The sequence below is a fragment of the Kordia sp. SMS9 genome (assembly GCF_003352465.1).
Taxonomy (GTDB): Bacteria; Bacteroidota; Bacteroidia; order Flavobacteriales; family Flavobacteriaceae; genus Kordia.
The window spans coordinates 647,860-672,827 of record NZ_CP031153.1 but is presented as its reverse complement, the minus strand read 5'-3'; the positions used below and the strand labels follow the sequence as shown (position 1 = coordinate 672,827).

General features: G+C 36.4%; 22 protein-coding genes. 9 read left to right on the top strand and 13 right to left on the bottom strand.

All coding sequences use genetic code 11. The annotated features are described in order from the left end of the window. Positions 1–66: 66 nt before the first annotated feature. Together KORDIASMS9_RS03055 and KORDIASMS9_RS03050 are read right to left on the bottom strand one after the other, a co-directional pair. Complete coding sequence (locus tag KORDIASMS9_RS03055; protein WP_114901425.1) at positions 67–813, bottom strand: uroporphyrinogen-III synthase; 747 nt, start codon at positions 811–813, stop codon at positions 67–69. A 23-nt stretch (positions 814–836) separates the two neighbouring features. Then, positions 837–1,496 carry a DUF4271 domain-containing protein gene (locus KORDIASMS9_RS03050; protein WP_114901424.1) on the bottom strand — a complete coding sequence of 220 codons (660 nt, stop codon included), beginning with the start codon at positions 1,494–1,496 and terminating at the stop codon, positions 837–839. 111 nt (positions 1,497–1,607) lie between these two features. Between KORDIASMS9_RS03050 and KORDIASMS9_RS03045 the strand changes: the two genes are divergently transcribed. From KORDIASMS9_RS03045 to KORDIASMS9_RS03035, 3 genes are read left to right on the top strand one after another with little or no spacing between them, the layout of a single operon-like run. After that, complete coding sequence (locus tag KORDIASMS9_RS03045; RefSeq protein WP_114901423.1) at positions 1,608–2,345, top strand: polyprenol monophosphomannose synthase; 738 nt, start codon at positions 1,608–1,610, stop codon at positions 2,343–2,345. Then, positions 2,338–3,672 (top strand): dihydroorotase, encoded by a 1,335-nt coding sequence (locus KORDIASMS9_RS03040; RefSeq protein WP_114901422.1) that lies wholly within the window; start codon positions 2,338–2,340, stop codon positions 3,670–3,672. The genes KORDIASMS9_RS03045 and KORDIASMS9_RS03040 overlap by 8 nt, the downstream gene beginning before the upstream one ends. Next, the gene (locus KORDIASMS9_RS03035) at positions 3,669–4,154 is read left to right on the top strand and encodes a DUF4296 domain-containing protein (protein WP_114901421.1); all 486 of its coding nucleotides are present in this window, start codon (positions 3,669–3,671) and stop codon (positions 4,152–4,154) included. Before KORDIASMS9_RS03040 ends, KORDIASMS9_RS03035 begins: the two co-directional genes overlap by 4 nt. Before the next feature lie 39 nt (positions 4,155–4,193). Here the strand turns inward: KORDIASMS9_RS03035 and KORDIASMS9_RS03030 are convergent, their stop codons facing one another. After that, on the bottom strand, positions 4,194–5,204 hold the full coding sequence (locus tag KORDIASMS9_RS03030; RefSeq protein WP_114901420.1) for an NAD-dependent epimerase/dehydratase family protein: 1,011 nt from the start codon (positions 5,202–5,204) through the stop codon (positions 4,194–4,196). A gap of 66 nt (positions 5,205–5,270) precedes the next feature. Here KORDIASMS9_RS03030 and tyrS point away from each other — a divergent pair, with 66 nt between their 5' ends. Next, entirely contained in the window at positions 5,271–6,569 is a 1,299-nt protein-coding gene (tyrS, locus tag KORDIASMS9_RS03025) for a tyrosine--tRNA ligase (RefSeq protein ID WP_114901419.1), read from the top strand. 36 nt (positions 6,570–6,605) lie between these two features. Here tyrS and KORDIASMS9_RS03020 read toward each other — a convergent pair whose 3' ends face one another. The 9 genes from KORDIASMS9_RS03020 to KORDIASMS9_RS02980 form a co-directional block, all read right to left on the bottom strand. Beyond that, positions 6,606–7,583 carry an acyl transferase gene (locus KORDIASMS9_RS03020; RefSeq protein WP_114901418.1) on the bottom strand — a complete coding sequence of 326 codons (978 nt, stop codon included), beginning with the start codon at positions 7,581–7,583 and terminating at the stop codon, positions 6,606–6,608. A gap of 111 nt (positions 7,584–7,694) precedes the next feature. Then, positions 7,695–10,112: a DUF5916 domain-containing protein gene (locus KORDIASMS9_RS03015; RefSeq protein ID WP_240321116.1), complete on the bottom strand. Its 2,418-nt coding sequence runs from the start codon at positions 10,110–10,112 to the stop codon at positions 7,695–7,697. A gap of 76 nt (positions 10,113–10,188) precedes the next feature. After that, positions 10,189–10,644 (bottom strand): toxin-antitoxin system YwqK family antitoxin, encoded by a 456-nt coding sequence (locus KORDIASMS9_RS03010; protein WP_162819738.1) that lies wholly within the window; start codon positions 10,642–10,644, stop codon positions 10,189–10,191. Positions 10,645–10,648: 4 nt separating this feature from the next. Then, positions 10,649–11,995 carry a PD40 domain-containing protein gene (locus KORDIASMS9_RS03005; protein ID WP_114901415.1) on the bottom strand — a complete coding sequence of 449 codons (1,347 nt, stop codon included), beginning with the start codon at positions 11,993–11,995 and terminating at the stop codon, positions 10,649–10,651. Between the two features lie 90 nt (positions 11,996–12,085). Continuing rightward, entirely contained in the window at positions 12,086–12,808 is a 723-nt protein-coding gene (locus tag KORDIASMS9_RS03000) for a LytTR family DNA-binding domain-containing protein (RefSeq protein WP_114901414.1), read from the bottom strand. Then, entirely contained in the window at positions 12,805–13,872 is a 1,068-nt protein-coding gene (locus KORDIASMS9_RS02995; RefSeq protein ID WP_114901413.1) for a sensor histidine kinase, read from the bottom strand. The genes KORDIASMS9_RS03000 and KORDIASMS9_RS02995 overlap by 4 nt, the downstream gene beginning before the upstream one ends. A 260-nt stretch (positions 13,873–14,132) precedes the next feature. Beyond that, positions 14,133–15,947, bottom strand: a complete 1,815-nt coding sequence (locus tag KORDIASMS9_RS02990; protein WP_162819737.1) for a T9SS type A sorting domain-containing protein — start codon at positions 15,945–15,947, stop codon at positions 14,133–14,135. Positions 15,948–16,164: 217 nt separating this feature from the next. Then, on the bottom strand, positions 16,165–17,346 hold the full coding sequence (locus KORDIASMS9_RS02985) for a multidrug transporter (protein WP_114901411.1): 1,182 nt from the start codon (positions 17,344–17,346) through the stop codon (positions 16,165–16,167). A gap of 32 nt (positions 17,347–17,378) precedes the next feature. Then, positions 17,379–20,216 (bottom strand): TonB-dependent receptor, encoded by a 2,838-nt coding sequence (locus tag KORDIASMS9_RS02980; protein WP_114901410.1) that lies wholly within the window; start codon positions 20,214–20,216, stop codon positions 17,379–17,381. Between the two features lie 224 nt (positions 20,217–20,440). Here KORDIASMS9_RS02980 and KORDIASMS9_RS02975 point away from each other — a divergent pair, with 224 nt between their 5' ends. Next, positions 20,441–21,124, top strand: coding sequence for a response regulator transcription factor (locus KORDIASMS9_RS02975; protein ID WP_114901409.1), 684 nt, complete (start codon positions 20,441–20,443; stop codon positions 21,122–21,124). Positions 21,125–21,126: 2 nt separating this feature from the next. Next, the gene (locus tag KORDIASMS9_RS02970; protein ID WP_114901408.1) at positions 21,127–22,173 is read left to right on the top strand and encodes a cell wall metabolism sensor histidine kinase WalK; all 1,047 of its coding nucleotides are present in this window, start codon (positions 21,127–21,129) and stop codon (positions 22,171–22,173) included. Here the strand turns inward: KORDIASMS9_RS02970 and KORDIASMS9_RS02965 are convergent. After that, positions 22,147–23,208: a glycosyltransferase gene (locus KORDIASMS9_RS02965; RefSeq protein WP_114901407.1), complete on the bottom strand. Its 1,062-nt coding sequence runs from the start codon at positions 23,206–23,208 to the stop codon at positions 22,147–22,149. The two genes, KORDIASMS9_RS02970 and KORDIASMS9_RS02965, sit on opposite strands and share 27 nt — an antisense overlap. 71 nt (positions 23,209–23,279) lie before the next feature. Between KORDIASMS9_RS02965 and trmB the strand changes: the two genes are divergently transcribed. The 3 genes from trmB to KORDIASMS9_RS02950 are packed head-to-tail and all read left to right on the top strand — an operon-like array spanning position 23,280 to position 24,933. Beyond that, positions 23,280–23,954: a tRNA (guanosine(46)-N7)-methyltransferase TrmB gene (gene trmB / locus KORDIASMS9_RS02960; protein WP_114901406.1), complete on the top strand. Its 675-nt coding sequence runs from the start codon at positions 23,280–23,282 to the stop codon at positions 23,952–23,954. Continuing rightward, entirely contained in the window at positions 23,954–24,601 is a 648-nt protein-coding gene (locus tag KORDIASMS9_RS02955; protein ID WP_114901405.1) for a lysine transporter LysE, read from the top strand. The genes trmB and KORDIASMS9_RS02955 overlap by 1 nt, the downstream gene beginning before the upstream one ends. Then, positions 24,598–24,933: an MGMT family protein gene (locus KORDIASMS9_RS02950; protein WP_114901404.1), complete on the top strand. Its 336-nt coding sequence runs from the start codon at positions 24,598–24,600 to the stop codon at positions 24,931–24,933. Before KORDIASMS9_RS02955 ends, KORDIASMS9_RS02950 begins: the two co-directional genes overlap by 4 nt. The last annotated feature ends 35 nt before the right edge of the window (positions 24,934–24,968 follow it).

Genomic DNA, 24,968 nt, shown 5'->3' with positions numbered 1-24,968 from the left:
CCCAAAAACAAAAAAGCGTATATCTGTAATGGATATACGCTTTTTTAATATTGTATAGTAAAGTAATTATTTCTTATTCACTTCGTCAATGTATTTTGCCAATGCCATCGTCATGGATGGAGTTTCTGGCGTTGGTGCTTTAATATCAACTCTCAATCCTGCTTCTGTCGTTGCTTTTACGGTTGTATTTCCAAAAACAGCAATGCGTGTGTCATTTTGTTCAAAATCAGGGAAGTTTGCCAATAAAGACTTGATTCCAGATGGACTAAAGAACACTAAAATGTCATAATACACATCACGCAAGTCAGACAAGTCGCTTACTACGGTTTTGTAAAAAATTCCGCGTTCCCAAGTAATATTCAACGAATTCAAAATTTCTGGAACTGTGGGTTTTAACGCATCCGATGATGGTAATAAAAATGATTCGTCCTTATACTTTTTAACTAGTGGAGACAATTCTTTAAACGTGCGTTTTCCAACATAAATTTTACGCTTTCTGTACACTACATATTTCTGTAAATAGTAAGCTACTGCTTCTGACTGGCAGAAATATTTCATGGTGTCAGGCACTTTGAAGCGCATTTCTTCAGCTACTCTAAAAAAATGATCTACAGCATTTCTACTTGTTAAAATGATAGCTGTAAACTTTGTCAAATCTATCTTTTGATGACGTACATCTCTTGCACTTACACCTTCAACGTGTATGAACGGCCTAAAATCAATTTTCACTTTTTGCTTATCAATAAGCCTCGAGTAAGGTGAGTTCTCAATTTTTGGTTCCGGTTGAGAAACTAAAATGGTTTTTACTTTCATAAACCTGTATTTTATTTGTCGCGTTATTCAATTAATAATTTATAGATAACTAAATAAGGGGCAATTTCAAGTGCGCAAAGATACAAAATAAAATAAAACAACTTGTTGATAATCAATTTTTGATAATTCTTTAGTAGAAGAAATAATACGATAAGATTATAGGATACAAAGACACAAATTACTGAGAAAAATACAATATTATGCTGATAATCATAGTAAACAAGTACTAAGTTGATGGGAATCAAGAGCAAACCAAAAAGATTTCGCGCGTTGATTTTATGAAAATTATAGGCATTTATATACAGTTCAATATCTAAAATAACCGCCATAATTTTTTCCAAAATATATCGGATCACAATAAAAAATACCATGAACGAACTGATTTTTACAAACAAAAACGGCGCATTTGCCAAATACGGACGAAAAAAAGTAACCGCAATGTATCCAAAAATGGAAAACGAAATGACTTGCACACAAAAAAGGAGTGAGGTAAATCCGTTGATGATACTTTCCTGTTTGGCAATGGCTTGGCTTTGGTATTTATTCGAAAACAGAAATCCTAAAAAGAGCGTAAACTTCTTTTGAAACACCAAACGCGTTACCACTAGCAAACAAAATGTCGTTACAAACAACAAGGTGAGCCAATCTTTAGAAATGATGCTGCGTTCAATAGTAGTAATCATTTGGTAAAAGTAGAAAGTATGTTAAATAATACATAAAAATTTAGCACAAAATACCATCACTCGCTGCAAAACCCATAATTTGTGTACTTTTGTTTGCCGTAATTTTAGAAAATGTCCGACGCAATTGTAGTCATACCAACGTATAACGAAATTGAAAATATTGAAGCCATCATTGACGCAGTTTTTGCGCAAGAAAAGGCGTTTCATGTGTTAGTTGTGGACGATAATTCCCCTGACGGAACCCACCAAAAAGTCATTGAATTACAGGAAAAATACCCTGAACGACTGTTTTTAGAAGTACGAGAAGCCAAAACAGGCTTAGGAACTGCCTATATTCACGGTTTTCGTTGGGTGTTGGCGCGCGATTATGAATATATTTTTGAGATGGATGCTGATTTTTCACACAATCCTGAAGATTTAGTTCGATTGTTAGCCGCTTGCCAAGAGGATGGTTTTGATGTCGCAATCGGTTCGCGGTATGTAAAAGGTGTGAATGTGGTCAATTGGCCAATGAATCGGGTGTTGATGTCGTATTTTGCGTCAAAATATGTGCGGTTCATCACAGGAATTCCCATTCATGATACCACAGCAGGATTTATTTGTTACCGCAGAAAAGTTTTGGAAACGATTGGTTTGGAAACGATTCGCTTTGTGGGATACGCGTTTCAGATTGAATTAAAATTCAAAGCGTGGAAACTCGGTTTCAAAATCAAAGAAGTTTCCGTTATTTTTACGGATAGAACCAAAGGGAAATCTAAAATGGACAGTTCCATATTTTCGGAAGCTGTGTTCGGAATTATCAAAATGAAAATTAGAAGTATGTTTACCAAAACCAAACCTCATGCATAAAATATTACTCAAAAACGCACAAATAGTAAGTGAAGTCGAAGTGAAAACGGCCGATATTTTAATCGAAGGCGAACGCATCGCAAACATCGGAACGAATCTTTCTGACGAAAGTGCCGAAGTGATTGATATTGCTGGAAAATACGTATTTCCTGGCGTCATTGATGATCAAGTGCATTTTAGAGAACCTGGATTGACACATAAAGCGAATATTGCTACAGAATCGCGTGCTGCCATCGCGGGCGGAATTACGTCTTTTGTAGAAATGCCAAATACGAATCCGCAAACAACGACGATTGAGAAGCTTCAAGAAAAATTGGACATTGCGAAAGAAACTTCTTTTGCCAATTATTCGTTTATGTTTGGTGGAACGAATGATAATTTAGAAGAAATCATGAAAGTGGACACCACGCAAGTGGCGGGATTGAAACTATTTTTAGGGTCTTCTACAGGAAATATGCTGGTGGATGATGAAGCCGTTTTAGAAAAAATATTTTCAAGTACAGATATGGTGATTTCGGTGCATTGTGAAGATGAAGGAACGATCCGAAAGAATTTGGCCGAATACAAAGAGAAATACGGAGATGATATTCCAATCGAATTTCACCCGATCATTCGCAGTGAAGAAGCGTGTTATTTATCGTCTTCCAGAGCGATTGCTTTAGCGAAGAAAACGGGCGCTCGCTTACATGTTTTTCATCTGTCTACAGGAAAAGAAACCCATTTGTTTGACAATTCCATTCCGTTAGAAGAAAAGAAAATCACGGCGGAAGTGTGTATTCACCATTTGTGGTTTTCAGATGAAAATTACAAAGAAAAAGGAACACACATCAAGTGGAATCCTGCGGTAAAAACAGCGAATGACAGAGAGCAATTGTGGGAAGCGTTATTGGACGATAGAATTGATGTCATTGCTACTGATCATGCGCCACATACATTGGAAGAAAAAAACAATCCATACACAAGTGCACCTTCTGGTGGACCGTTGGTGCAACATGCGTTAAACGCGATGATTCAAGCACACAAACAAGGAAAAATTTCGTTGGAAAAAATTGTCCAAAAAATGTGTCACAATCCCGCGCGTTTGTTTCAAGTAAAAGACAGAGGTTTTATAAAAGAAGGTTTTTATGCAGATTTAGTCGTGGTGGATTTGGAAAAATCATACACTGTTTCTAGAGACAATGTATTGTACAAATGCGGTTGGTCGCCATTTGAAGGCACAACCTTAGATTCTACCGTGACACATACATTTTTAAATGGCAATTTAGCCTATCATGAAGGAACGTTTTCAGAAAAACGTCATGTAAAACAATTAGAATTCAACAGATGAAAAAATATATAGCTTGTTTATTAATACTTGTACTTACGATAGCTTCTTGTAAAAACGAAGCCATTCCAAAGCCAGATGATTTATTGTCAAAAGAGACGATGGCGGCGATTTTATACGACATTACTTTGGTCAATTCTATCAAAGGTGTGAACAAATCGAAACTCGATGATGGTTTTATGCATTTGGACATGTATTTGTACGAAAAGCACAAAACGGATAGTTTGCAATTTAAAAGTAGTAATAACTATTATGCGGCAAATCCGGAAATATACAGTGAGATATACGGAATTGTACAAGCGCGACTCACCAAAGAGCGAAAAGAAGTAGGAGAACAGCTAGAAATTGAGCAAAAACGTAGAGATTCTATCTCAGAAGCCAAGAAGCAAGCACGCATGAAAAAGATAGATACGACGCTTAGCAACAAAGGGAAACCACAAAAAAAGAAGCCTCAAAATGTACAAAAGGAAAATAGTGATGGTTAGTCATGTTTACCTTTTAATCATCAAATAAATATAATATTACTACCGATTTTTATAACGTTTACTCACACGATCAATCGTTTCCTGCATGGGTGTAAAGGTAAAATTCAATTGCTTTGTAACTTTGCTACTGTCGTACACCATTTGTGACTGAATGGATTTTGCCATCAATCGCGTTAATTTTCGGTGTTTTCCTGTGAAGAATTGTTGCCACCAATCCAATCGCCAAGCAATTCCTAATAAAAAGGAACTCGCTGCTTTTGTTGGTGGTTGTACGTTCAATGCTTTTGCCGTAGTTTTTGTAAATTTTTCAACCGTCCAGTTTTCAGCAACTAAAATAAAACGTTCGTTTTTTATATCGCTTTCCATCAGTTGAATCATTACAGAAACGACATCGACCACATCTACATAACTTAAAATTCCGTTGGAGTAATATTTTAAGCCTTTGTCAATTTTACGAAACAACGAGCCACTTCCGCCGCCGCGCCAAAATCCAGCACCTAAAATAATGGCAGGATTTACAATGACAATGTCCAACCCTTCTTGCGAACCGCGCCAAACTTCCATTTCAGAACCGTATTTCGAAATCGCATACACATTATTGTCTGCTTCGGGATTCCAATGTGTATCTTCCGTAATCGGAATTTCTGGGTGTTCCGTTTCGCCAATTGCTGCAATGGAACTGACAAAGCAGAATTTTTTCACACTGTACGCAATGGACAAATTCACCATGTTTGCTGTGCCTTCAATATTTATTTTGCGCAAATCTTCAAACAATTTCGGATCAAAAGAAACGAGTGCGGCTACATGATATACGTGCGTAATGTTGGGAAATACTTCTTCTAGCGAAGGCACATCCGTCACATCGGCTTTATGCCATTCAATCTTATCAAAAAAATAAGGAACATCTTCAAAATAATACCCAAAAACCGTTTTTACAGCTTCTAGCTTTTCCAATGTTCTATAAATGGCTTTAATACGCGTTTCTGTCTGTGCTAAATGTGCTAATAAATGCGCACCAACCAATCCAGTTCCTCCTGTGACTAATATCATGCTACTAAAATAAACTTTTTTCTTTTCACTTTTATATCTTTGCGAAGCTTTAAAAAGAATATACAGATGAATAGCAATTTAGTAGCAGAATTACGTTGGAGAGGAATGATACACGATATCATGCCAGGAACCGAAGAACAACTGAACAAAGAAATGACGACTGCGTATGTGGGATTTGATCCTACAGCCGATTCGTTACATATTGGAAGTTTGGTGCCTATTATCTTGTTGATGCATTTGTATAAAGCGGGACACAAGCCAATTGCTTTGGTTGGTGGTGCTACAGGAATGATTGGTGATCCATCAGGAAAGTCGGACGAACGTAATTTGCTAACAGAAGATATTTTGAATCACAATGTAGCGGGAATTAAACGTGTATTGTCTCGCTTTTTAGATTTTAATTCGAACGAAGAAAACGCGCCAATTTTAGTAAACAATTACGATTGGATGAAGAATTTTTCTTTTATCGACTTTGCGCGTGATGTTGGAAAACGAATTACAGTCAACTACATGATGGCGAAAGATTCGGTAAAGAAACGTGTTTCCAGTGAAGGTGCTGGTATGTCGTTTACGGAGTTTACCTACCAATTGATTCAAGGATACGATTTTTACCATTTACATAAAGAACACAATTGTTTGTTGCAAATGGGCGGATCGGATCAATGGGGAAATATTACAACAGGAACCGAATTGGTGCGCAGAATGAACGATGAAGCTGCAAAAGCATACGCAATGACCTGTCCGTTAATTACAAAAGCGGACGGTTCTAAGTTTGGAAAAACGGCTGGTGGAAATATCTGGTTAGATGCTGATAAAACGTCGGTATACCGCTTTTACCAATTTTGGTTGAACGCTTCGGATGCAGATGCAGAAAAGTATATTAAAATCTTTACCTTTTTGGAGGAAGAAACCGTGAAATCTTTGATTGCAGAACACCAAGAAGCACCGCATACACGTGTATTGCAAAAACGTTTGGCAGCAGAAGTAACTACTTTGGTGCACGGAGCAGAAGCGTTGGAAAAAGCGTTGAAAGCGACACAAATTCTCTTTGGAAAATCGACTTCGGAAGATTTAAAGCAATTGGATGAACAAACTTTATTGGATGTTTTTGAAGGTGTACCGCAAGCAGAAATTGATCGTGTGGATATTGAAGCAGGGTTGGATATGATTGCGGCGTTAGCTGCAAAAACCAACTTTTTAAACTCTAACGGAGATGCGCGTAGAGCGTTAAAAGAAAATTCTGTGGCGGTGAATAAAACGAAAGTGAAAGAAGATTATAAAATCACGACAGACGATTTGATTAATGATAAGTTTGTGACCATTCAACGTGGAAAGAAGAAGAATTTTTTGTTGATAGTTAAATAGGCTTTTGGATTGGTTTTGCCTTTCAGATTGATGGTGTTAAAATACCATTAAATTACAACCTCGGATGTCTGAATGATCAAAACGACCAATGATTTCAAACGTATTGTCTGCATGTACTTTGCCTAAATCTTGTGTGGCAATGAACGCACAGGAGTTGATATTTGCCAAATCAATAACGTTGATTCCGCCAGATTTTCCGTTGGTTTGTATGGTGAGTGCATCTTCAGGATCGCGCGTTAGGATTTTCATCCACGGCGGTGTTTTAAAAATGCCATTTCCTTTGGAATAGCCTTGCGAAAGTAATTCGGTCATGCCATATTCCGAGTGAATTTCCGCAACACCAAAACCTTCACAAAGTTGTTGATGCAATTCTGTGCGAATTAGTTCCTTTCTGCGACCTTTCATGCCACCTGTTTCCATGATGATCGTATTTTTTAATTGAAACTGTGTCGTTTCAATCAAATCCAATAAAGCAAAAGAAACGCCGATGAGCAATACTTTTTTACCAGTGTTATCTAGTTGAATGAGTTTTTCTGTAAGCGCTTTTAAATCATGCAAATAAAAACCGCTTTCAGCCTGTTTACTACGTTTGATGAGGTCGTTTACCATATACACTAACGATGAGCCTTTTCGTTCTAAATAGTTCGGTAAAAGCGCTAAAACGATACAATCTTCAATGTTTCCATAGAAATATTCAAAGCCTTTTTGATAGCTTTCTTCGTAAATAGAAATATCCGTCACGTGATGTTTGCTCGGCGTGCTTCCTGTGGTTCCAGAACTGGTAAATGTTTCTTGAATCGGTTGGCGATTGGAAACAATTTCGTGTGATTTAAAGAATTGAATGGGCAAAAACGGAATGTCTTCTATTTTTGTAATATCACTTGGGTGAATGTAGAGTAAATCGCAAAAAGATCGGTAGACATTATTATTTTCAAATTGATGCTGAAACGTTTGAAACGCTACCGTTTCAAAAGAAGCTTCGTCATGTATATTGAAAATTATATTGGAATCCATTGTGTGCAAATTGTATTGCAAAAGTAGGTAAAATTAGGAGAAGATGCTGTTTGTGTTTTTGCTTCTTTTGGAGGTGGATAATTTACACGCAACGTATAGTTTTGACTTCATTTATTTAGGCAGAATCTTGTTAACGTCCAGAAAATAGGTGAGTCTCACCGAAAACGTTTGTTGTATAGATTCTTGAAATAATTGATTTAAACTGTCTGTAAAATTGATATCGCCGTTGCTTTGAAAATTAGAGAGACTGTTGCGATATAATAGAATGAGATTGCTTGCGGGTGCAAATTGCCATACAAAGCTCACATCCATGTTCCAAATGTTAAAATCTGCGTTAGGATTGAACGTATTGTTTTCAGTATATCGTTGTGTGTTTCCATCTGAAAGTAAAACCTTGTAATCGTCTGAAAACTTTGCAGCACTCCAAAAATTCCGCAACCGTAGATTGATAGATTTAGTCGTATCAAAATTATACACACCTTGAATGGAGTTTTCAATCGTTTGGGTATTTCTTCTACTCAAAATTGATTCTCCATTATCAATCGCGACAAAACTTAACCGCTGATTGCGCTTTTGCCAAAACCAGTTGTAGCTTATGAAAAATTTATCTGTGATTCTGAATGAGGGTTCTATAAAAAAGTCAAATCTGTTTTCGGGATCGTTGAATCTTTGATCGGTGTTGACTCCAGCGTTGATCGAAATTCTTTTTCGGGTATCCGTAGTAAAATAACCGCCATATACAATTCTTGGCGCATACCGAACAGCTTGTAGAGGAATCCGCGATTCAAACAAATCTAACGTTCTCGTAGATGCAATAGTGTACGCACCAAAATTTAATAGATTTTTAGTTTGAAAAGCAGCACTGATATACAATGATGTAGCATTGTGAAGTCCAGGCGAATTAGTGCGTTCGTGACCAATTTCGTAATTGACTCTGAAGTTGTTTAATATTCCTTTCGGCTTAAATTGATTGTAAGATCCGAAAAGATATGTGCCGTTTAAGTTGTTTCTAAATTGCAATCCTAAGTCGTTTGGGTTGTAATTTTTACCAACATTTCTATGCAAAAAACCATACCGCCATTTGCCTTGCACTCGATCCCATCTGCCTTCAAAATTATAGCCTTGATCAGTATCACTTTCACGAAAGCGATTGCTCATTTTGAAATCTGCTTTATATCTGTAGATGTTTTTCTTGTCAAAATGCTCCACACCGATGGCACTTACATTGGCATCTGTAAAACTTCCTCCACGAAATGTACTTGCAGTAGAAAAATACACTGATGAATTTGCGCCAAATTGCTTGTCTAAAACAATGAGATTATAGTTTGTTAATGGTTCTGTGACGAATTCTCTTTGACTATTAGTGATCGTATCTTTTAGGATTGCCGTTGCTTTTTTTGTAACTGCATTTAGAAAAGCGATCCCTAGTTTATTTTTGGTTCTTCCCGTTACTTTTACGGCATTGAGCAGTTGTGCTTGTTGTGGATTTTCAACTATAATTTCGTTTTCTAAGGTTTCACTTTGCACTTCACCAAATCGTGTTGGTGTTTGTCCTATTCTTCTTGAAAAAAATAAATTGCCTTTGGAAAATAGTTCTGTACCTTCCGTGAAGAAAGGTCGTTGTTCTTGAAACGCTTGTTCAAACGGACCTAAATTTAAGATGACTTCGTCAAAAGCGACTTGTCCAAAATCGGGAATGAGCGTTGCGTCTAGTGTAAATGCATCACTGATACCGTATTTTAAATCTAATCCTGCATTGAATTCTGTTTCAGATTTACCTTCAAATTGAACACTTTGAATACTGGTATATGGAAAAAGACTCAATCTAAAAGGAGGATTTATGTTTGTGATGCCTAATAATTGTGCATCATATTGTGCTTCATTTCCTTGTGTAATATCGACGAAATTAAACGTGAACGATTGATTCTGAGAATTAATTCGCCTCAATGCATTGAAGCTCCAATTTTGGACTTTAGACTTCGGAAATCGCAATGCTTGATACGGAATTTTCATTTCTACATACCAACCATTTTCATCTATACTCGATTTTCCATCGAAAATAACATTGTAACTAAAATCTTCCGAACCATTGGTTGCTTTTGAGTCTGCAATAGCACCTGCGGCAGTAACGTAAAAGCGTGTTTGATCTATTTGATTGTTATAGGTGTTGATCCAAAAAGAAAATACGTCTGTTTGTACATTGACTTGGTCACGTTGCGAAAATTGCTTGTCTATTTTTTTTATGTTATCATCATATAAATAGGCAGCAACATAGATAGAATTGTCGTCGTATAAAATTTTTACAATACTTTTTTGTGCTTTTTTTTCTTGTGCACCATTGTCCGGTTGCAGCATGATAAAATCACTTCCTGAAACGGCTTTATTCCATACATTTTCAAAAGGCTTTCCATCTATTTTTGGCGCTTCATTTGTTCTGGAAGCGTTGTATTTTTTACGTTTATCCTGACTCCAAACGCTTTGAAATAAAAGCATCATGAAGATGGTTAGTATGATTTTTGAAATGTTCATAGCGTTAGAATTTGGCATGCGTTTCCCCGCTTTGTTCGAGACAAAGTTTTTTTTAAACTAAAAATGAAGTGATTGTTTACCGAGTAAAATAGCGTTTACTTACTACATTTCCTTTTCGGTCGTAAAACTTCCACCAGCCAACTTTTCGTTTTAGATGGATGTATTTGCCTTCCGCTTTTACACTGCCATCTTCGTAAAATAGTTGTGCGTGACCTTCGGTTTTATTGTTGCGATAAGCTCCTTGTGATTCTTTGCGTCCGTCAGGATCAAAATTGATCCAAATACCATTGCCATAGCCGTTTTTGAATTGCTGTGCCGATTCTAGTTCGCCGTTATCATACCGCGCGCACAACCAACCTGTATACGGTTTTGTGCTTCCTTTGGCAAAGTATTGTTGTCCATATTGAGTTCCGTATTTTACAGTCGCATCATTCATAGAAACCATTTCTGATGCTGGCGGTAATTCCGTTTTTTCATTTTGTGCACAACTTAGAAAACTAGCTAGATATAGGAGAATTATTATTTTTTTCATTTCGTTATTTTTCAATCATTAAATATTTTGTTTCCATGTAATAGAGATTCCAAATTCGTTCTCCATTCTCGTCTTTTGCGTCTCCGCGATTGCTACTAAAGTAGAAAAATTTTCCATCGGGTGAGAAACTTGGAAAACCTTCTGATTGTGATGAATTCACTATTGGACCTAAATTTTTCGGTGCAGACCATTTTCCTTCTTTTTTTACTGAATAGTAAATGTCAGCACCTCCATAACCATCATATCTATCGTCTGACGAAAAGAAAAGGATGTTCCCATCTGGCGAAAGCTGCGGAGCGGTGTCATAATTTGTAGTGCTCGATGGCGGAATGATTTCTTGCGGTTTGCTATATTTTCCATTCGTTTTTCTTTCTGAATAATACAAATTTGTCGCCTTGCTTTCACTACCTTTTGTCCAGTAGTAGAGATTGCCATTCGCATCCGTTATTGGACCTGCTTCATAGTTTGCTGTCCAAATAGCACCTTTTTTCTTAGATGTATTGATCATAGAAGATATAGGTTTTGGCGCAGACCATTTGTTATTGATTCTATCTACATACCAAATATTCATGTCTATTTTTTCAGTCGTACTTCCGTCTGGTAACGGTCTGAAGGACGCAAAGTACAGTTTGCTTCCATCACTGTTTATAAATGGCGTTTCATCTTCATGTGTTGAGAAAGTGGCAATTGTTGGTTCGCTCCAGCCACTTTCAGTGTTGGTAAGTGTGTAAATTCGTTTTTTGCCAGCAGTATCTTTTCTGGTGAAGTATGCCGTTTTTCCATCTGGCATAAAGTTAATTCCCCATTCGTTACTATTTTCTTTAGAGATCAGTCCTTCTTGAAATATAGTAGGTTCATCAATCTGTTGTATTCCTTGTTTGTAAAGCTTTCGCGAAAGTACTATACCATTCACATCATAGGTGAATTCTACACCATCTTTTTTACCATTTAGATACGTGGCGTCCATTTTGAGTTGCCCATTTTTATAATAACTTCTGTAAATTCCCTGTGCAATGTCGTTGATGTAAAAACTTTCAGAACGCAATTGTCCGTTCGGGTAAAAATATTCCCATCGTCCGTTTCCTAAGCTGTTTTTCCAGTAGGCTCTGTATCTTAACGTACCGTTTGGATACCATTCTAACCAGAGTCCATTTGTTTTTCCATTGATAACGGTTTTCCAAAGTGACGGACTTCCATTGGCATATTGTTCTGAGATGATGCCTGTGTAGGTTTTTAGGTCAATGTCAGCTTCTTTAGAGACTTTTAGCGGCGTTTTAATTTGAGCGAGACTTGTAGCAGTAAAGCATACACTCATTATTAAAACAAGCGTGATTTTGCATATGATTTTCATTCGACTATGTTTTTATACTTTAAATTTATTCAACAAAAAGGAGTTGACCATGATATTGTCGATAGGCTTGAAAATAGCACGATGAAATCGTTATAACACAATTTTCTTTATGGCTGGCAAATACGTATCACTTACTCTTAAACTTTTTCCGTTACTTAAATACACGTAGTGATATCTGTCTATTTTTTTTAATTCTACAATCGTATTCATATTGACAAAATGCGAACGGTGCAGTCGTATAAACATGGTTGGATTAAAAATATCATGCAGTTGTGAGATTCCTTTGGTTGCTAGAAATTCTTCATGTTTGGTAAATACTTTCGTATAATCGCCAAAAGCTTCTGCAAAGTATACATCTTTCACATTGACCATTAACTTTCTTGTGCCTTTGTGAAGAATAACTTTTGAAGGAAAGGAAGTCTCTTTTTGAAGCAACTCTTCAGCTAACGGAATGACATTTTCTTGATTTTGAAGGATTCTGCTGAGTGCATTTTCAAAGCGTTTTTTGCCATACGGTTTTAATAGATAATCCACAGCATGAACTTCAAATGCTTTGATGGCATATTGATCGTACGCAGTAGAAAATATGACTTCAGGAATTTCTTCTAATTGCGTTAATACTTCAAATCCGTTGAGACCTGGCATTTGGATGTCGAGGAAAATAGTATCTGGTTTTAATGCATTGATCATTTTTACAGCTTCCAATCCGTTGGAAGCTTCTCCGATAATTTGAAGCTCTTTGTATGCGGAGATGTATTGCCGTAACAAATCTCTTGCATCTTCTTCATCATCTATAATTAGGATTGTTTTCAAATCGTAAATGAGATTTTAGTTCCTGTTGGTACGTTGTCTTCTATTTTTAGTTCGGAATTGTAAATTTTATCAAGCCGCATTTTGGTGTTTGACAATCCTAAACCTGTTAAGAACACACTTTCTTTATTTATAATACCAATGCCTGTATCTTCTATGGAAATGTGTAAGCGATCATTTTGTTTTTCAATTGTAATGCGTAAGGTTGAAGGTGTAATTTTAGTGGCAATTCCATGATTGACTGCATTTTCTACCAAAGGTTGCAACAGCATTGGAACGATTTTGTGATGATAGACTTCTTTTTCTACTTTAAAAGCAAAATTCAAACGCTCTTTGAGTCGAATCTGCATGAGTTCCAAGTAACTTTGAATGAAGTCAATTTCTTCTTTAATGGTCACAAATTCATTTTGCGATGCATAATTCTGATATCTAAAAAGATCAGACAATTGTATGATTAATTCTCGCGTACGTTCATTTTCTTTTGGGATAGTTGCATTGATAGAGTTGAATAAGTTGTGCAGGAAATGTGGATTTAATTGTGATTTTAAGGCAGTAATTTCGCTTTTTAACGTAGTTTCTCGAAGGATTGCCTTTTCCTTTTCTTCTTTTTTGAAACGTTTAAAATATCCATACGCATGTATAAAACCAAACTGCACAAAGTAAAAAAGCATGAACGAGTAAAGTGTCCAAATGACTTTATAGCCGCCCCAATACATTGCCCAGCCAAAAATTTTTGTGACTCCAAGTAATGAATAATAGCAAATGGCAATGTATAATGGTAAAAATAATATATGTGACAGCAATTGTACTCTGAGCTTGTACTTTCTTAATACAACAGACGTGATATACCAAATAGGAATGGTGACGAAAAAGCTAATTAAGAATTGCGCTCCTCCAGAAGCAAAAAATTCTTCTACATCGAAATACGATGGATGTCCTTTTTTAAATCCACCCCAAGAAATCCAGCTTGCGGTGTAATACATAATAGTGGAGAAGACATAGAAACTTAGAAATAAAACAAGGTCTTGTTTGCTAACATATTGATTTATTTTGTTCCATAGTTTCATACAATACGCAATATAAAGAAATATACCATTGCATGTTTCCTATTTTAGATGAGTCTGTAAATGTGTAGTTGAAATGGTAATATTGAATGGAGTTTTTGAAAGCTTTTAGAAAATAGTATTAGATTCCGCGCTACAGCGGGATTAGTTCAACTAACAACATTGAATGTGTTCTTTGGACTTTTCAATGTTGAGTTTCACAAAAAAAGCACCTTGAAAATTCAAGATGCTTTTTGATATAGTATATTATGTATTTGGTAAACTTATCTGATCACTAATTTCTTAGTAGCCGATTTACCGTTTTCTGTAATTTTTACTACATAAATTCCTGATTGTAAATCAGCAACGTTTAATGTATTTGTAATGGTAGTATTGATTACTTGCTTTCCTAAGATGCTGTATACTTGTACATCTTTTGTATTGTTTGAAGGGGAAGTAATCGTTACTGTAGCTCCGTTTGCAGGGTTTGGATACATGCTAAAAGTAGTTGTTCCAAACTCTTCGTTGCTTAACGTTGTGTCAATATCAGTAGTGAATCTTGGCAATATTTGGTATGTTCCGTTGAATTCACCACCCAAACCGATAACATCAACTGGTACGGTAGGAATCATAGTTCCGATTAAGTTTTCATCACCAAAAGAAACTCTACAAACTGTAGTATCAGTTCCGCCAGATGTCGTAACAGTATAGTTGGTATTGTCTGCAAACATTCCTGTATCAGCGAATTCAACATTTAATAATCTGATCAATCTGCTTTCGTATGCTTCTCCATTTGTAGCCAATTCGTTTGCAGTTACAAAAAGTGGATTAAGGGTGTTTCCGTTTGAAGATGCGCCAGGTAAATTAGCACTTGGCACAAATTGAAGTACTCCAGAAAATTGTGATAATTGTCCTTGTAGTCCGATAAGTCCATCTCCGATATTTACAGCAACACTTAACGTTCCGGCAACGTCATCAATTAAGATTCCAGCACCACCATCTTGGATGTATTTTTGGTTTCTTGTATTTTCTGTAACGATGTATGAAATAATAGCTTCCGCATTTAATTCATAGAATTCTCCAATAGTTCCAGCACGTAATTCAGTAATGCTGTTTACTTGTGTAATACTAGCTACAGAGAAAGATACCATTTTTGTATCTACAATCACATTGTTGTCATATAACTCTACAGTTACATCATACATTCCACCATCCATAGTTGGAATAGCGTATGGACTAGCAACATCTGTATCTGTAGGATCTGTGTTTACAGTCACATTTACAAAACTTCCTGGCATTGCTAAGTTTACATTTTGAGTCGTGAATGTAACATCTACGCTGTTTGTTCCAGGATCAAAAGTAGTTCCATCAGCAGGTGTAACGATGCTTAATGAAGGTACCGAAGAATTACTCATAATTTCAGTCCAGTTTTCAGCGACACGAACACCATCTACTAAAACAGAAGGAATGTTACTAGATTGACGGAACGCAATTGATGTAATGGCAGTACCTGTAGTTCCTGTACTAGTAGCGTCTGGCATTGCAGGTTCTGTTGGCGTTACCGCAGATAATACATATAAGTTAGAAACTCCTGTGGCAATTTCATAAGAAAAAACTAATAAGTATGTTGTGTTTAAGCTGTAAGGTGTTGTTGTATATGCTAAAGTAGAACTGCTTGTTCCAATACCAAATTCAACACCACCATTTCCATCATCTCTTGCACCAATTCTTGCTCTAAATCCACTTGTATTAAAGTGCATAAAGTAGTTTCCGCTACCTGCAGATACTACATTTACCAAAGCACTTCCGTATACAGTTCCAGTACTAATTCCAGTAAAGGCTCTATTTACATCCTGAGAAGTTCCTGAAAAGGCTACATGTCCACCAATTCCAGATGAAGGATATCCAGCCATTGTTAAACTTGGCGTTGCTACATACTGTACCGGTCCAGTAGAACCTGAGTGTTGCACCCATGCGCCTCCACTTACGGCAGTTAAATCTCCACCTGTCATTCCATAATCGAAATTTTCTTCTAATACTTGTCCGAAAGACAACGAAGAAATCAATAATGCAATTAATAAAAAGTAATTTTTGTTCATACGATATATTTTAACCATTCATAAATTTATGGTACAAATATACAAAAGAACCTGAATTGAAAAACCAGACGAACATATTTGTGTGTTGTTTTAACCATTTGATAACAAAAGCGTTATTGTATTGCGATATTCGTAGTTGAGAAAAGTATTGCTTTTATAAAGCAAAAAAGCGTCTTCCGTGTTAGAAGACGCTTTTTGTACAATATGTTGTTTGGAATTAGTTTCCTACAGTCCAACCTGCTCCCCAAGAAGCAAAGTCAGTTCCTGTTCCGTTTCCGTCACCTGAAATTAAATCAGCTTCTGTAAACGTAAATTCAGTATCGTTTTTCACTTTTAAAATGATATCCGTAAATGTAATGTCTGTTACACTTGTTTCTCCATTCACAACACCTTCTCCTGTTGGTCTGTCCATCATATCTCCATCTAAATCAAATCCTTCAGCGTATCCTTCTAATACAACGTTATTGAATGTTACTCTTGTTCCAGCTCTTAAACGAACCGCTTCTGTGCTTATTGCAGAACCTAATCCGATGATCGTAAGATTGTTTACTGTTGGCGCAGAGAAGTATATTGGATCAGAATTATTTCCGATATCTGTGTTGAAACCATCTGCTTCAATTCCTTTATCGTGATCTGTTCCGTGTTTTACATACGCGTTTGTGATGGTTCCTGTGTATCCTTCTGTCCAGTCGATAGAATCATCCTGTGCGCCAATTACCGCTGCAAAGTCAACATTTACAGTTCCGCCAAAAAATTCTATTCCATCATCTTTTCCTTCATATACTTGAACATATTCAACAGTTGTTCCGTTTCCAACGCCGTAGAAAGAAATTCCGTTGTTTTCTGATTGCCCATCAGCAGATCCACCAGAGTATTGTACACGTACATAACGTAATGTTCCAGAGTTATCAGCAGTGTCAGTTCCACCGTAAGGTAAACTAGCAATTTCAGAAGTTGCTGTTGCAGTTCCTGATACTGAGTTGATAGGTGCGCTCCCTAAAATAATTAATCCGCCCCAGTCACCAGCAGTTGGCGCAGACGCATCCGAAGTAAAAACAATTGGCTCACTTGCAGTTCCAATAGCTTCTATGGTAGCTCCTTGCGAAATAGCAATATACACGTCAGATCCTGCCGCTAAAGCTTCTATGGTCATACCAGCTGGAATACGCAATGTTGTTCCAGTAGCCATGATCAACGATCCGTTGATTTTATAGGTATTGTTTGCGTCTAAGTCTAAATCTTCTGTAAATGTTCCTGATAAAAAGATCGTTCCAGGATTTGTAGGATTCGAAGTTCCTCCGTTATTTACAATATTAATGTCAGCGGTGTCGTCTGACGCACAAGAAGTAATGCTTAATAAGCTTACAAGTGCTAATCCTAATGCAAAGTAATTTTTCATTTTGTTAATTTTTTTTTAGTTGTGTTGTTGGTTTAGAATTTATATTTTAATTGAAATCCAATATTTCTTCCTCTGTCGTAGCCAGAAACTCCTTTTCCGTTTGCAGATGTTACTAACACATCTCCAGCACTTGTTTCACGCACAAATTTGATATCTGGGTTTAATATGTTTCGTACGCTAAAGTTGATTTCAAAGTCGTCTGTAATTTTATTTTTTAGAATGAAATCTAACGTTGGTACTGATTTTTCTACGATGTTTCCTAATTGTCCAGAACCTAACGCATCAATCCTATCTGAGAAGTAAGAGAACACTAAGTTTCCTGTTGGTTTGTAACTTCCAAAAGTTGGAGAGTAGCTTACATCTGCGTTGATGATGAATGGAGAAGCTCCTTGTAGTTGTTCTTCATTTTCTCTAAAACTCACGCTGTATGTACCCGAAATTTCATCGTACAAGTCTTGCTGCGTGTGCATCAAAGTTGTATTGATTCCAGCGGAAAGTAATGTTTCTTCATCTTCATTTTGCAGTATGTTTTTTCTAAACTCAAATTCAACACCATATACTTCTGCCGTTTCTCCTGTTCTAAAGTAACGCTGTGTTCCTGTAGCATCAAACGCCACTACTCGGTTTACCGGATCTGAAATTTGTTTTGCAAATGCCGATGCTGAAAAGATTTCTCCTTTACCAAAAAACCATTCGTATTTTAAGTCAAAGTTGAGTACGTTGGAGTACGATTTGTCACTTACATTCACAAAATTTGGATCAGTAGCACCTAATAAGTCAGGGTTACCACCAATTCTGTTGGTTACATCAATGTATACAAAAGGAGCCGTTTCTTTAAATTCAGGTAAGGAAACTGTTCTACTTGCAGAGAAACGGATGTTTTGCTCTTCTGATAATGCATATTTTACATTTATACTTGGCAAAATGAAGTTTTCATACGCGCTTCTGCTAGAGTTTCCATTGTTTCCTAAGTTAATTACGTCGTATGCAATACTTTGATCAAATGATTCAAAACGCACGCCTGGCACAATCAACCATTTTTCTGATTTAATTTCTGCATCTACATATCCGGCAAATAAATCTAAGTTTCCTGTGTATGTGTTTTCAGCAAGTCCAGGTCTGTTTGTATTTCCTAAGTCTGGAATAGCATTGATCACTCTAATATCATAGATTGCGCCTCCGTCAGCATTAAAGTTTCCAATATTGAAAATGCTATTCAAGTTATCTACATCAGTAATTTGGAAGTTAGAATCAACAATGTCATATCCGTAACGAATGTTTTCAAAATTACGCTCTTTGCTTCTTCCGTTGTACCCAAAATTTAATTTGAAGTTTTCATTTACATCATACGCTAAGTTGATACGTCCGTTAAATTCGGTATCGTCAATATCTTGAAAATAACGTTGGTTGTCATAATCTACGTTGCTAAAAAATGTAGGATTGGTCGTTGGATCAGCATCTAATGCAAATTGATAGTTTTCAATACTAATACGCTTACGATCTGGTTGTTTTGCAAATACCAAGTTGTATCCTACAGCCCAGTCAACTTCTATTTTGTTCTTTTTGTGATTACCAATTAATTGATTTACAAACACTTGATTTTGATCAAACTGAGCGTTCATTTGATAAAAACCTTCATCCGTATTTAAAATAGCATCTCTGTTTCTACCTTTTCCATCAATACCAAAATATCCAACTTCATTTGTAGAACTGTTGATAAATAATGAATTGAACTTTAATTTGTTATCGTCGTTAATTTTAAAGTTTAAAGTTCCCATCGCAGTCGTTGTTGTACTGTATTCGAACTCTTCTGCATCTTGAAACGACTTTTTCTCTACTGTTGTAAAGTCAGTTGCTTCACCGCGTCTGTATTCGTATCCGTTTTCAAAAGAAACCGTTCCGAAAGCACTCAAACGCGCACCATTTTCAAAATCCCAAGACTTTCCTCCTGAAATTCCGAAGTTTATATTAATGGGAGTTTCTACAGCTTCTGGATCCACACCATGTGATAAAATAACGGCAAACGGATTTTGATTGTGACGTGCATAATCTCCAAAGAAACCAGAGCCTTCACTCACTACAAAGTTTTCTCCAATCGCATTGGTGTTGATGCTCGATCCTACAAATGCTTCAACATATCCTTTTCCTTTGTAATCTTTCGAGTTGATGTTTACATTCCCTGCGGCAAAATCTCCGTATTGTTTTCCAGAATATGCCTTACTGATAGAAACGTTTTCAATAACGTCTGTTGCAAATAAGCCTAACTCAATATTTTTCTTTTCAATATCGTTTGATGGTAATGGCAATCCGTTAAGTGTAGTATTCAAATACCGATCGCCCAATCCACGCACATAAACATTGCTCGATCCTTCTTGTTTAGAAACCCCAGAAATTTTCGTTACCGCGCCCGCAGCATCACCAACACCTTTACGTGCCAATTCTTCTGCACCAATAATTTGTTTGATATCTTTCGATTTCTTCTGCTCTAACAAAGTAGCAGCTTCTGATATTTTTCGTGTAGTTGCCGTAATAACAATCGCGTCCAACGCAGCAGCATTTACTGCTAAAATTACATCTACATTGGTTATTTTTCCTGGATTTACAACTACATTTTCAACTTCTTGTGTCTTGTAACCCACAAAACTAAATATCAATGTGTAGGTTCCAGGTGCTACATCTTTTAACTCATATAAACCGTCAAAATCAGAGGTAGTTCCCTTAGAAGTCCCTTTTATCGTTACATTAGCAAAAGGTAGCGGATCATTATTAACTTCTTTATCTTGCACTTTACCAACGATAGAACCGTTTTGTGCAAATCCTATTACAAACGTAAAGAATAGGAGAATTGTAAGTGTAATGTTTTGTCTCATCTAGTATTTTAATTTCACAGCGCAAAGAAATGCGCAACGTGTAAAAGTGGTGTTACTTGCAGGTTAAAACTTTGTAATATGTGTGTTAGCTTAATGTTATCATATTAAATCAATGTTAACAGCTTTCCATAATTAATTTTATATGTACTTTTGCTGAATTGTATGAATTGTAAAATTTGATTTAAATAATACAAAACCAACTACTTAAACTAAACAGCACTCGCATGAAAAAAAAGGATATTAAAATCTTACTTGTAGATGATGAGCCAGATATTTTAGAAATTGTAGGCTATAATTTATCGTCAGCTGGATACAATCTCACAACGGCAAATAATGGAGTGGAAGCCATTGCAAAAGCAAAAAAAATAAAACCACATTTGATTATTATGGATGTGATGATGCCAGAAATGGACGGAATTGAAGCGTGTGAAAATATCAGAAAAGAAAGCAGTTTGGCAAACACCATCATTACTTTTTTAACGGCTCGCGGTGAAGATTACTCGCAAGTGGCAGGTTTTGATGCGGGCGCAGATGATTACATTACAAAACCCATCAAACCAAAAGTGTTGGTAAGTAAAGTAAAAGCGTTGTTGCGTCGCTTAAAAGATGACGAAGAAAATGCATTGATTGTAACGGTTGGAGATATTATCATCAACAGAGAAGAATACAAAATTGAAAAAGAAGGTGTGGAAATCATCTTGCCACGAAAAGAATTTGAATTATTATCGCTATTAGCTTCTCGCCCAGGAAAAGTATTCAAAAGAGAAGAAATTTTGGATAAAGTTTGGGGAAATGAAGTCATTGTTGGCGGACGTACGATCGATGTTCACATTCGTAAATTACGTGAAAAAATTGGCGAAAATCATTTTAAAACCGTCAAAGGTGTAGGGTACAAGTACGTACAATAAACATGACTAGAAAACTTAGAAAATCATATCGTTTTGCTTTTCGCTCCTCGTTGTACATTACATTATTTACAACGTCTATATTGGTGGCTTTGCTATTATTTTTTGAGATTGAAAATTTCATCTTAGTGCCCACACTGTTTTTTATAGCAGGTTTTGCTTTTTGCTTTTTTATCATTCAGTTTCGTGTAGAACGCTTTATATACAAACGTGTTAAGAAAATATATGATGATGTAACGCTGTTGGATGTGAGCGACTTTCAAAACTATCCCATCACAACAGACATGGCAACCTTAACGAAAGAAATTGAAAAGTTTGCCACGAATAAGAAACTGGAAATTGAAACGCTAAAAATTCGAGAAAACTACCGAAAAGAATTTGTTGGAAATGTTTCTCACGAACTAAAAACGCCACTGTTTACCGTACAAGGCTATATTTTGACTTTGTTAGATGGTGCGATGGAAGACAAAAATATTCGTAAAAAATACTTAAATCGTGCTGAAAAAGGTGTCGAGCGACTCATCTATATTGTGAAAGATTTGGATATGATTACGCGTTTGGAAGCAGGCGATTTGAATTTGGATGTTGAAAAATTTGACATTATAGAATTGGTGCAAAATGTGTTTGATTTACTAGAGATGAAAGCTGCCAAAAAGAAAATATCGCTGGCGTTTGATATGAATTATACCAAACCGATTTTAGTTGCTGCCGATAAAGAACGCATTCAACAAGTATTGACAAATTTAATTGTAAACTCTATTAAATACGGTCGTGAAAAAGGAACCACAGAAATTAGTGTTGAAAACCTCATTCGAAACAAAGTGATTGTGCGTGTAACCGACAATGGTGAAGGAATTGAAAAAGATAACATTCCGCGTTTGTTTGAACGTTTCTATCGTGTCGATCAAAGTCGAACTCGTAAAGAAGGTGGCTCTGGTTTAGGATTGTCCATCGTAAAACACATTATTGAAGCGCACAACGAAAAAATATACGTAGAAAGTGAATACGGCGTCGGTTCTGAGTTTTCATTCACGCTGGAAAAGGTGGAATAACGCTTTATAATCTTCCTCATAATCAATTTGATTCAATCCTTTAAAATCGCTTACGCGGGAAAGATCTTGTATCGAAAAATCATCTTGTGTTGCGGTTGGCACCAGTTGTTGTTTTTGCAAACGCTTGGCTAAATATTCTTGTTCAAACTGTCCAGACGTAGGAATGAAAAAGGCTTTTTTGTGCAACTTTGCCAAATCCATTACGGTTGTATATCCTGATCGTGACAATACCAAAGCACTTTCGTTAAATGCTTTTTCGAGTGCATCGCTTTGCATAAAATTATACACGTCACAATTCAAAAACTGAAAATGCTCTTGTTTGGTTTCCACTTTTCCACGAACGAACAACACTTTTCCGTCAAAATGTTTCACTTCTTCAAACAACTTCTCTTCCAATAGCGTACGTTGTGGCTCAGGACCAGATAAAATGACCATCAAATCGTATATTTTTGGTACTTCTTCAAACTGTAATCGGCTCAACGGTCCAATATATTTCAGCGGAAGCGAATGTTTCTTTAAATGGCCCAATTTTCCCGAGAGATTTGGTTTTCCTTCAACATCAGGCACCCAACATTCGTCAAATTTTTTAATAATAAACTGATGAATTTTACTGCTCAACCAAGTTGTAGCGCCACTCAATACATTCAATTGATGCGTAATAAACACGGAAGGCACTTTTTTGCTGTACACACCCAATCGATTATCTGAGATAATTCCGCAAAAATCACGTTGCTTCACGAGCTTCTTCACAATTTTCTTTTCTTTAGAAATGGCTTTGAGCATTTTAGGCGAATCTTTCAGCATTTTCAGTTTAAAATTCTTTCCTTTCTTGGCGTATTCAATCTGATAATCGGGCAAGGTAATGGTCTCTAACTCGGGAAACTCCTTTTGCAACAAGTGAAGCGCAATGCCATCAGAAGCAATCACAGGTGTAAAATTTTCAGCTAATAATCCGCGGATAATCGGAATGCAGCGAGTGGCATGTCCCAAACCCCAATTTAAGGGAGCAACTAACACAGTTTTCGAATTCTTCATAAAATCAAAGATAAGAATATAAAAAGGTCTGCAAGATTTCCTTAGTTTTGTCAAAATATTAAGAATTTATTGTGGGAAGTAAAAACAAACTCAAACGCTTCAGAGAAAACGACACATTTGCGAATGTACTACAACCAACACGCGAAGAAATTGTCAGCGGAAATTTTCCATACAAAGGAACGTGGAATCGTGATTTCTTTAAAAATGATGCGCCAATTGTGCTCGAATTAGGTTGCGGAAAAGGAGAATATAGTGTGGCATTGGCAAGAAAGTTTCCAAACAAAAACTTTATCGGAATCGATATTAAAGGCGCGCGTTTTTGGCGTGGAGCCAAGACTGCCATTGAAGAAAGTATGAACAATGTAGCGTTCATCAGAACACAAATAGAATTGATAGAAGGTTTATTTGCTGAAAATGAAGTTTCTGAAATTTGGATTACATTCCCAGATCCGCAAATAAAATACAAACGTACCAAACACCGAATGACCAACGAAGCATTTTTGGCACGCTATAAAAAAGTACTGAATGCAGAAGGAACCGTACATTTAAAAACCGACAGCGAATTTATGCATGGGTATACTTTAGGATTGTTGCATGGCGCGGGACACGAAGTATTATATGCCAATCATGATGTGTACAAAAACGAAGGAAGTCCAGCAGAAGTTACCGAGATACAAACATTTTACGAGTCGCAATATTTGGAAGTAAACAAAGCAATTACTTATATTCACTTCAAAATTAAGTAATGACCGATCTCATTATTCTCTTTTTTATTACCTTTTCAGCGGCACTCTTGGGTGTCGTTCCTCCAGGTTTAATCAATATTACGGCGGCAAAAATTAGTACTCAAAAAGGGAAATTGAACGGAATTATCTTCGCGATTGGTGCTTCTATTGTCGTGTTGTTTCAGGCGATTATTGCAGTTACTATTTCTAAATATTTATATCACAATCAAGAAGTTATTGAAGCTTTGGAAAAAGCGGCAGTTATTATTTTTGGTTTGTTGGCGATTTACTTTTTTGTCATCGCACGGAAAAAAACAACCAAAGAAAAACGCATTCGCATGGTAAAAGTGAGTAAAAAAGGAAGTTTTTTCAAAGGAACTTTTTTAGCAATGCTCAACGTATTACCAATTCCGTATTTCATCGGATTGAACGCATTGTGGAGAGCTTCGGACTTAATGCAGTTTACGATTCCAGATATCATCACTTTTGTATTAGGAACAGGATTTGGAACCTTTGCTATGTTGTACATGTATGTGTTTTATTTTAACAAATCGCAGTCAAAATCGGGTTATTTTTCTAAAAATTCCGATCATATTTTAAGCATATTAATGTTGGTCCTTGTCATTATAACCTTGGTACGTATATTTTACAAACCTGCTATTTCATGAAACCAGAAAACGAAAATTTCTTTGAACGTGTCTACGAAGTCGCTCGGTTGATTCCGTATGGAAGAGTGACAAGTTACGGAGCTATTGCCAAATATTTAGGAGCTGCGCGAAGTGCACGTATGGTCGGTTGGGCAATGAATGGCGCAGGAAAATACGAAGATATTGCCGCGCACAGAGTTGTGAACAGAAAAGGTTTGCTCACGGGAAAACATCATTTTCAAGGCACGAATTTAATGCAACAATTGCTCGAAAGCGAAGGCGTAGAAGTTATAGACAATCAAATTCAAAATCTCGACAAATACTTTTGGGATCCTTCTAAGGAGCTTTTATGATGTACCAGTTTGCCAATGTACTAATGTGTAAATGT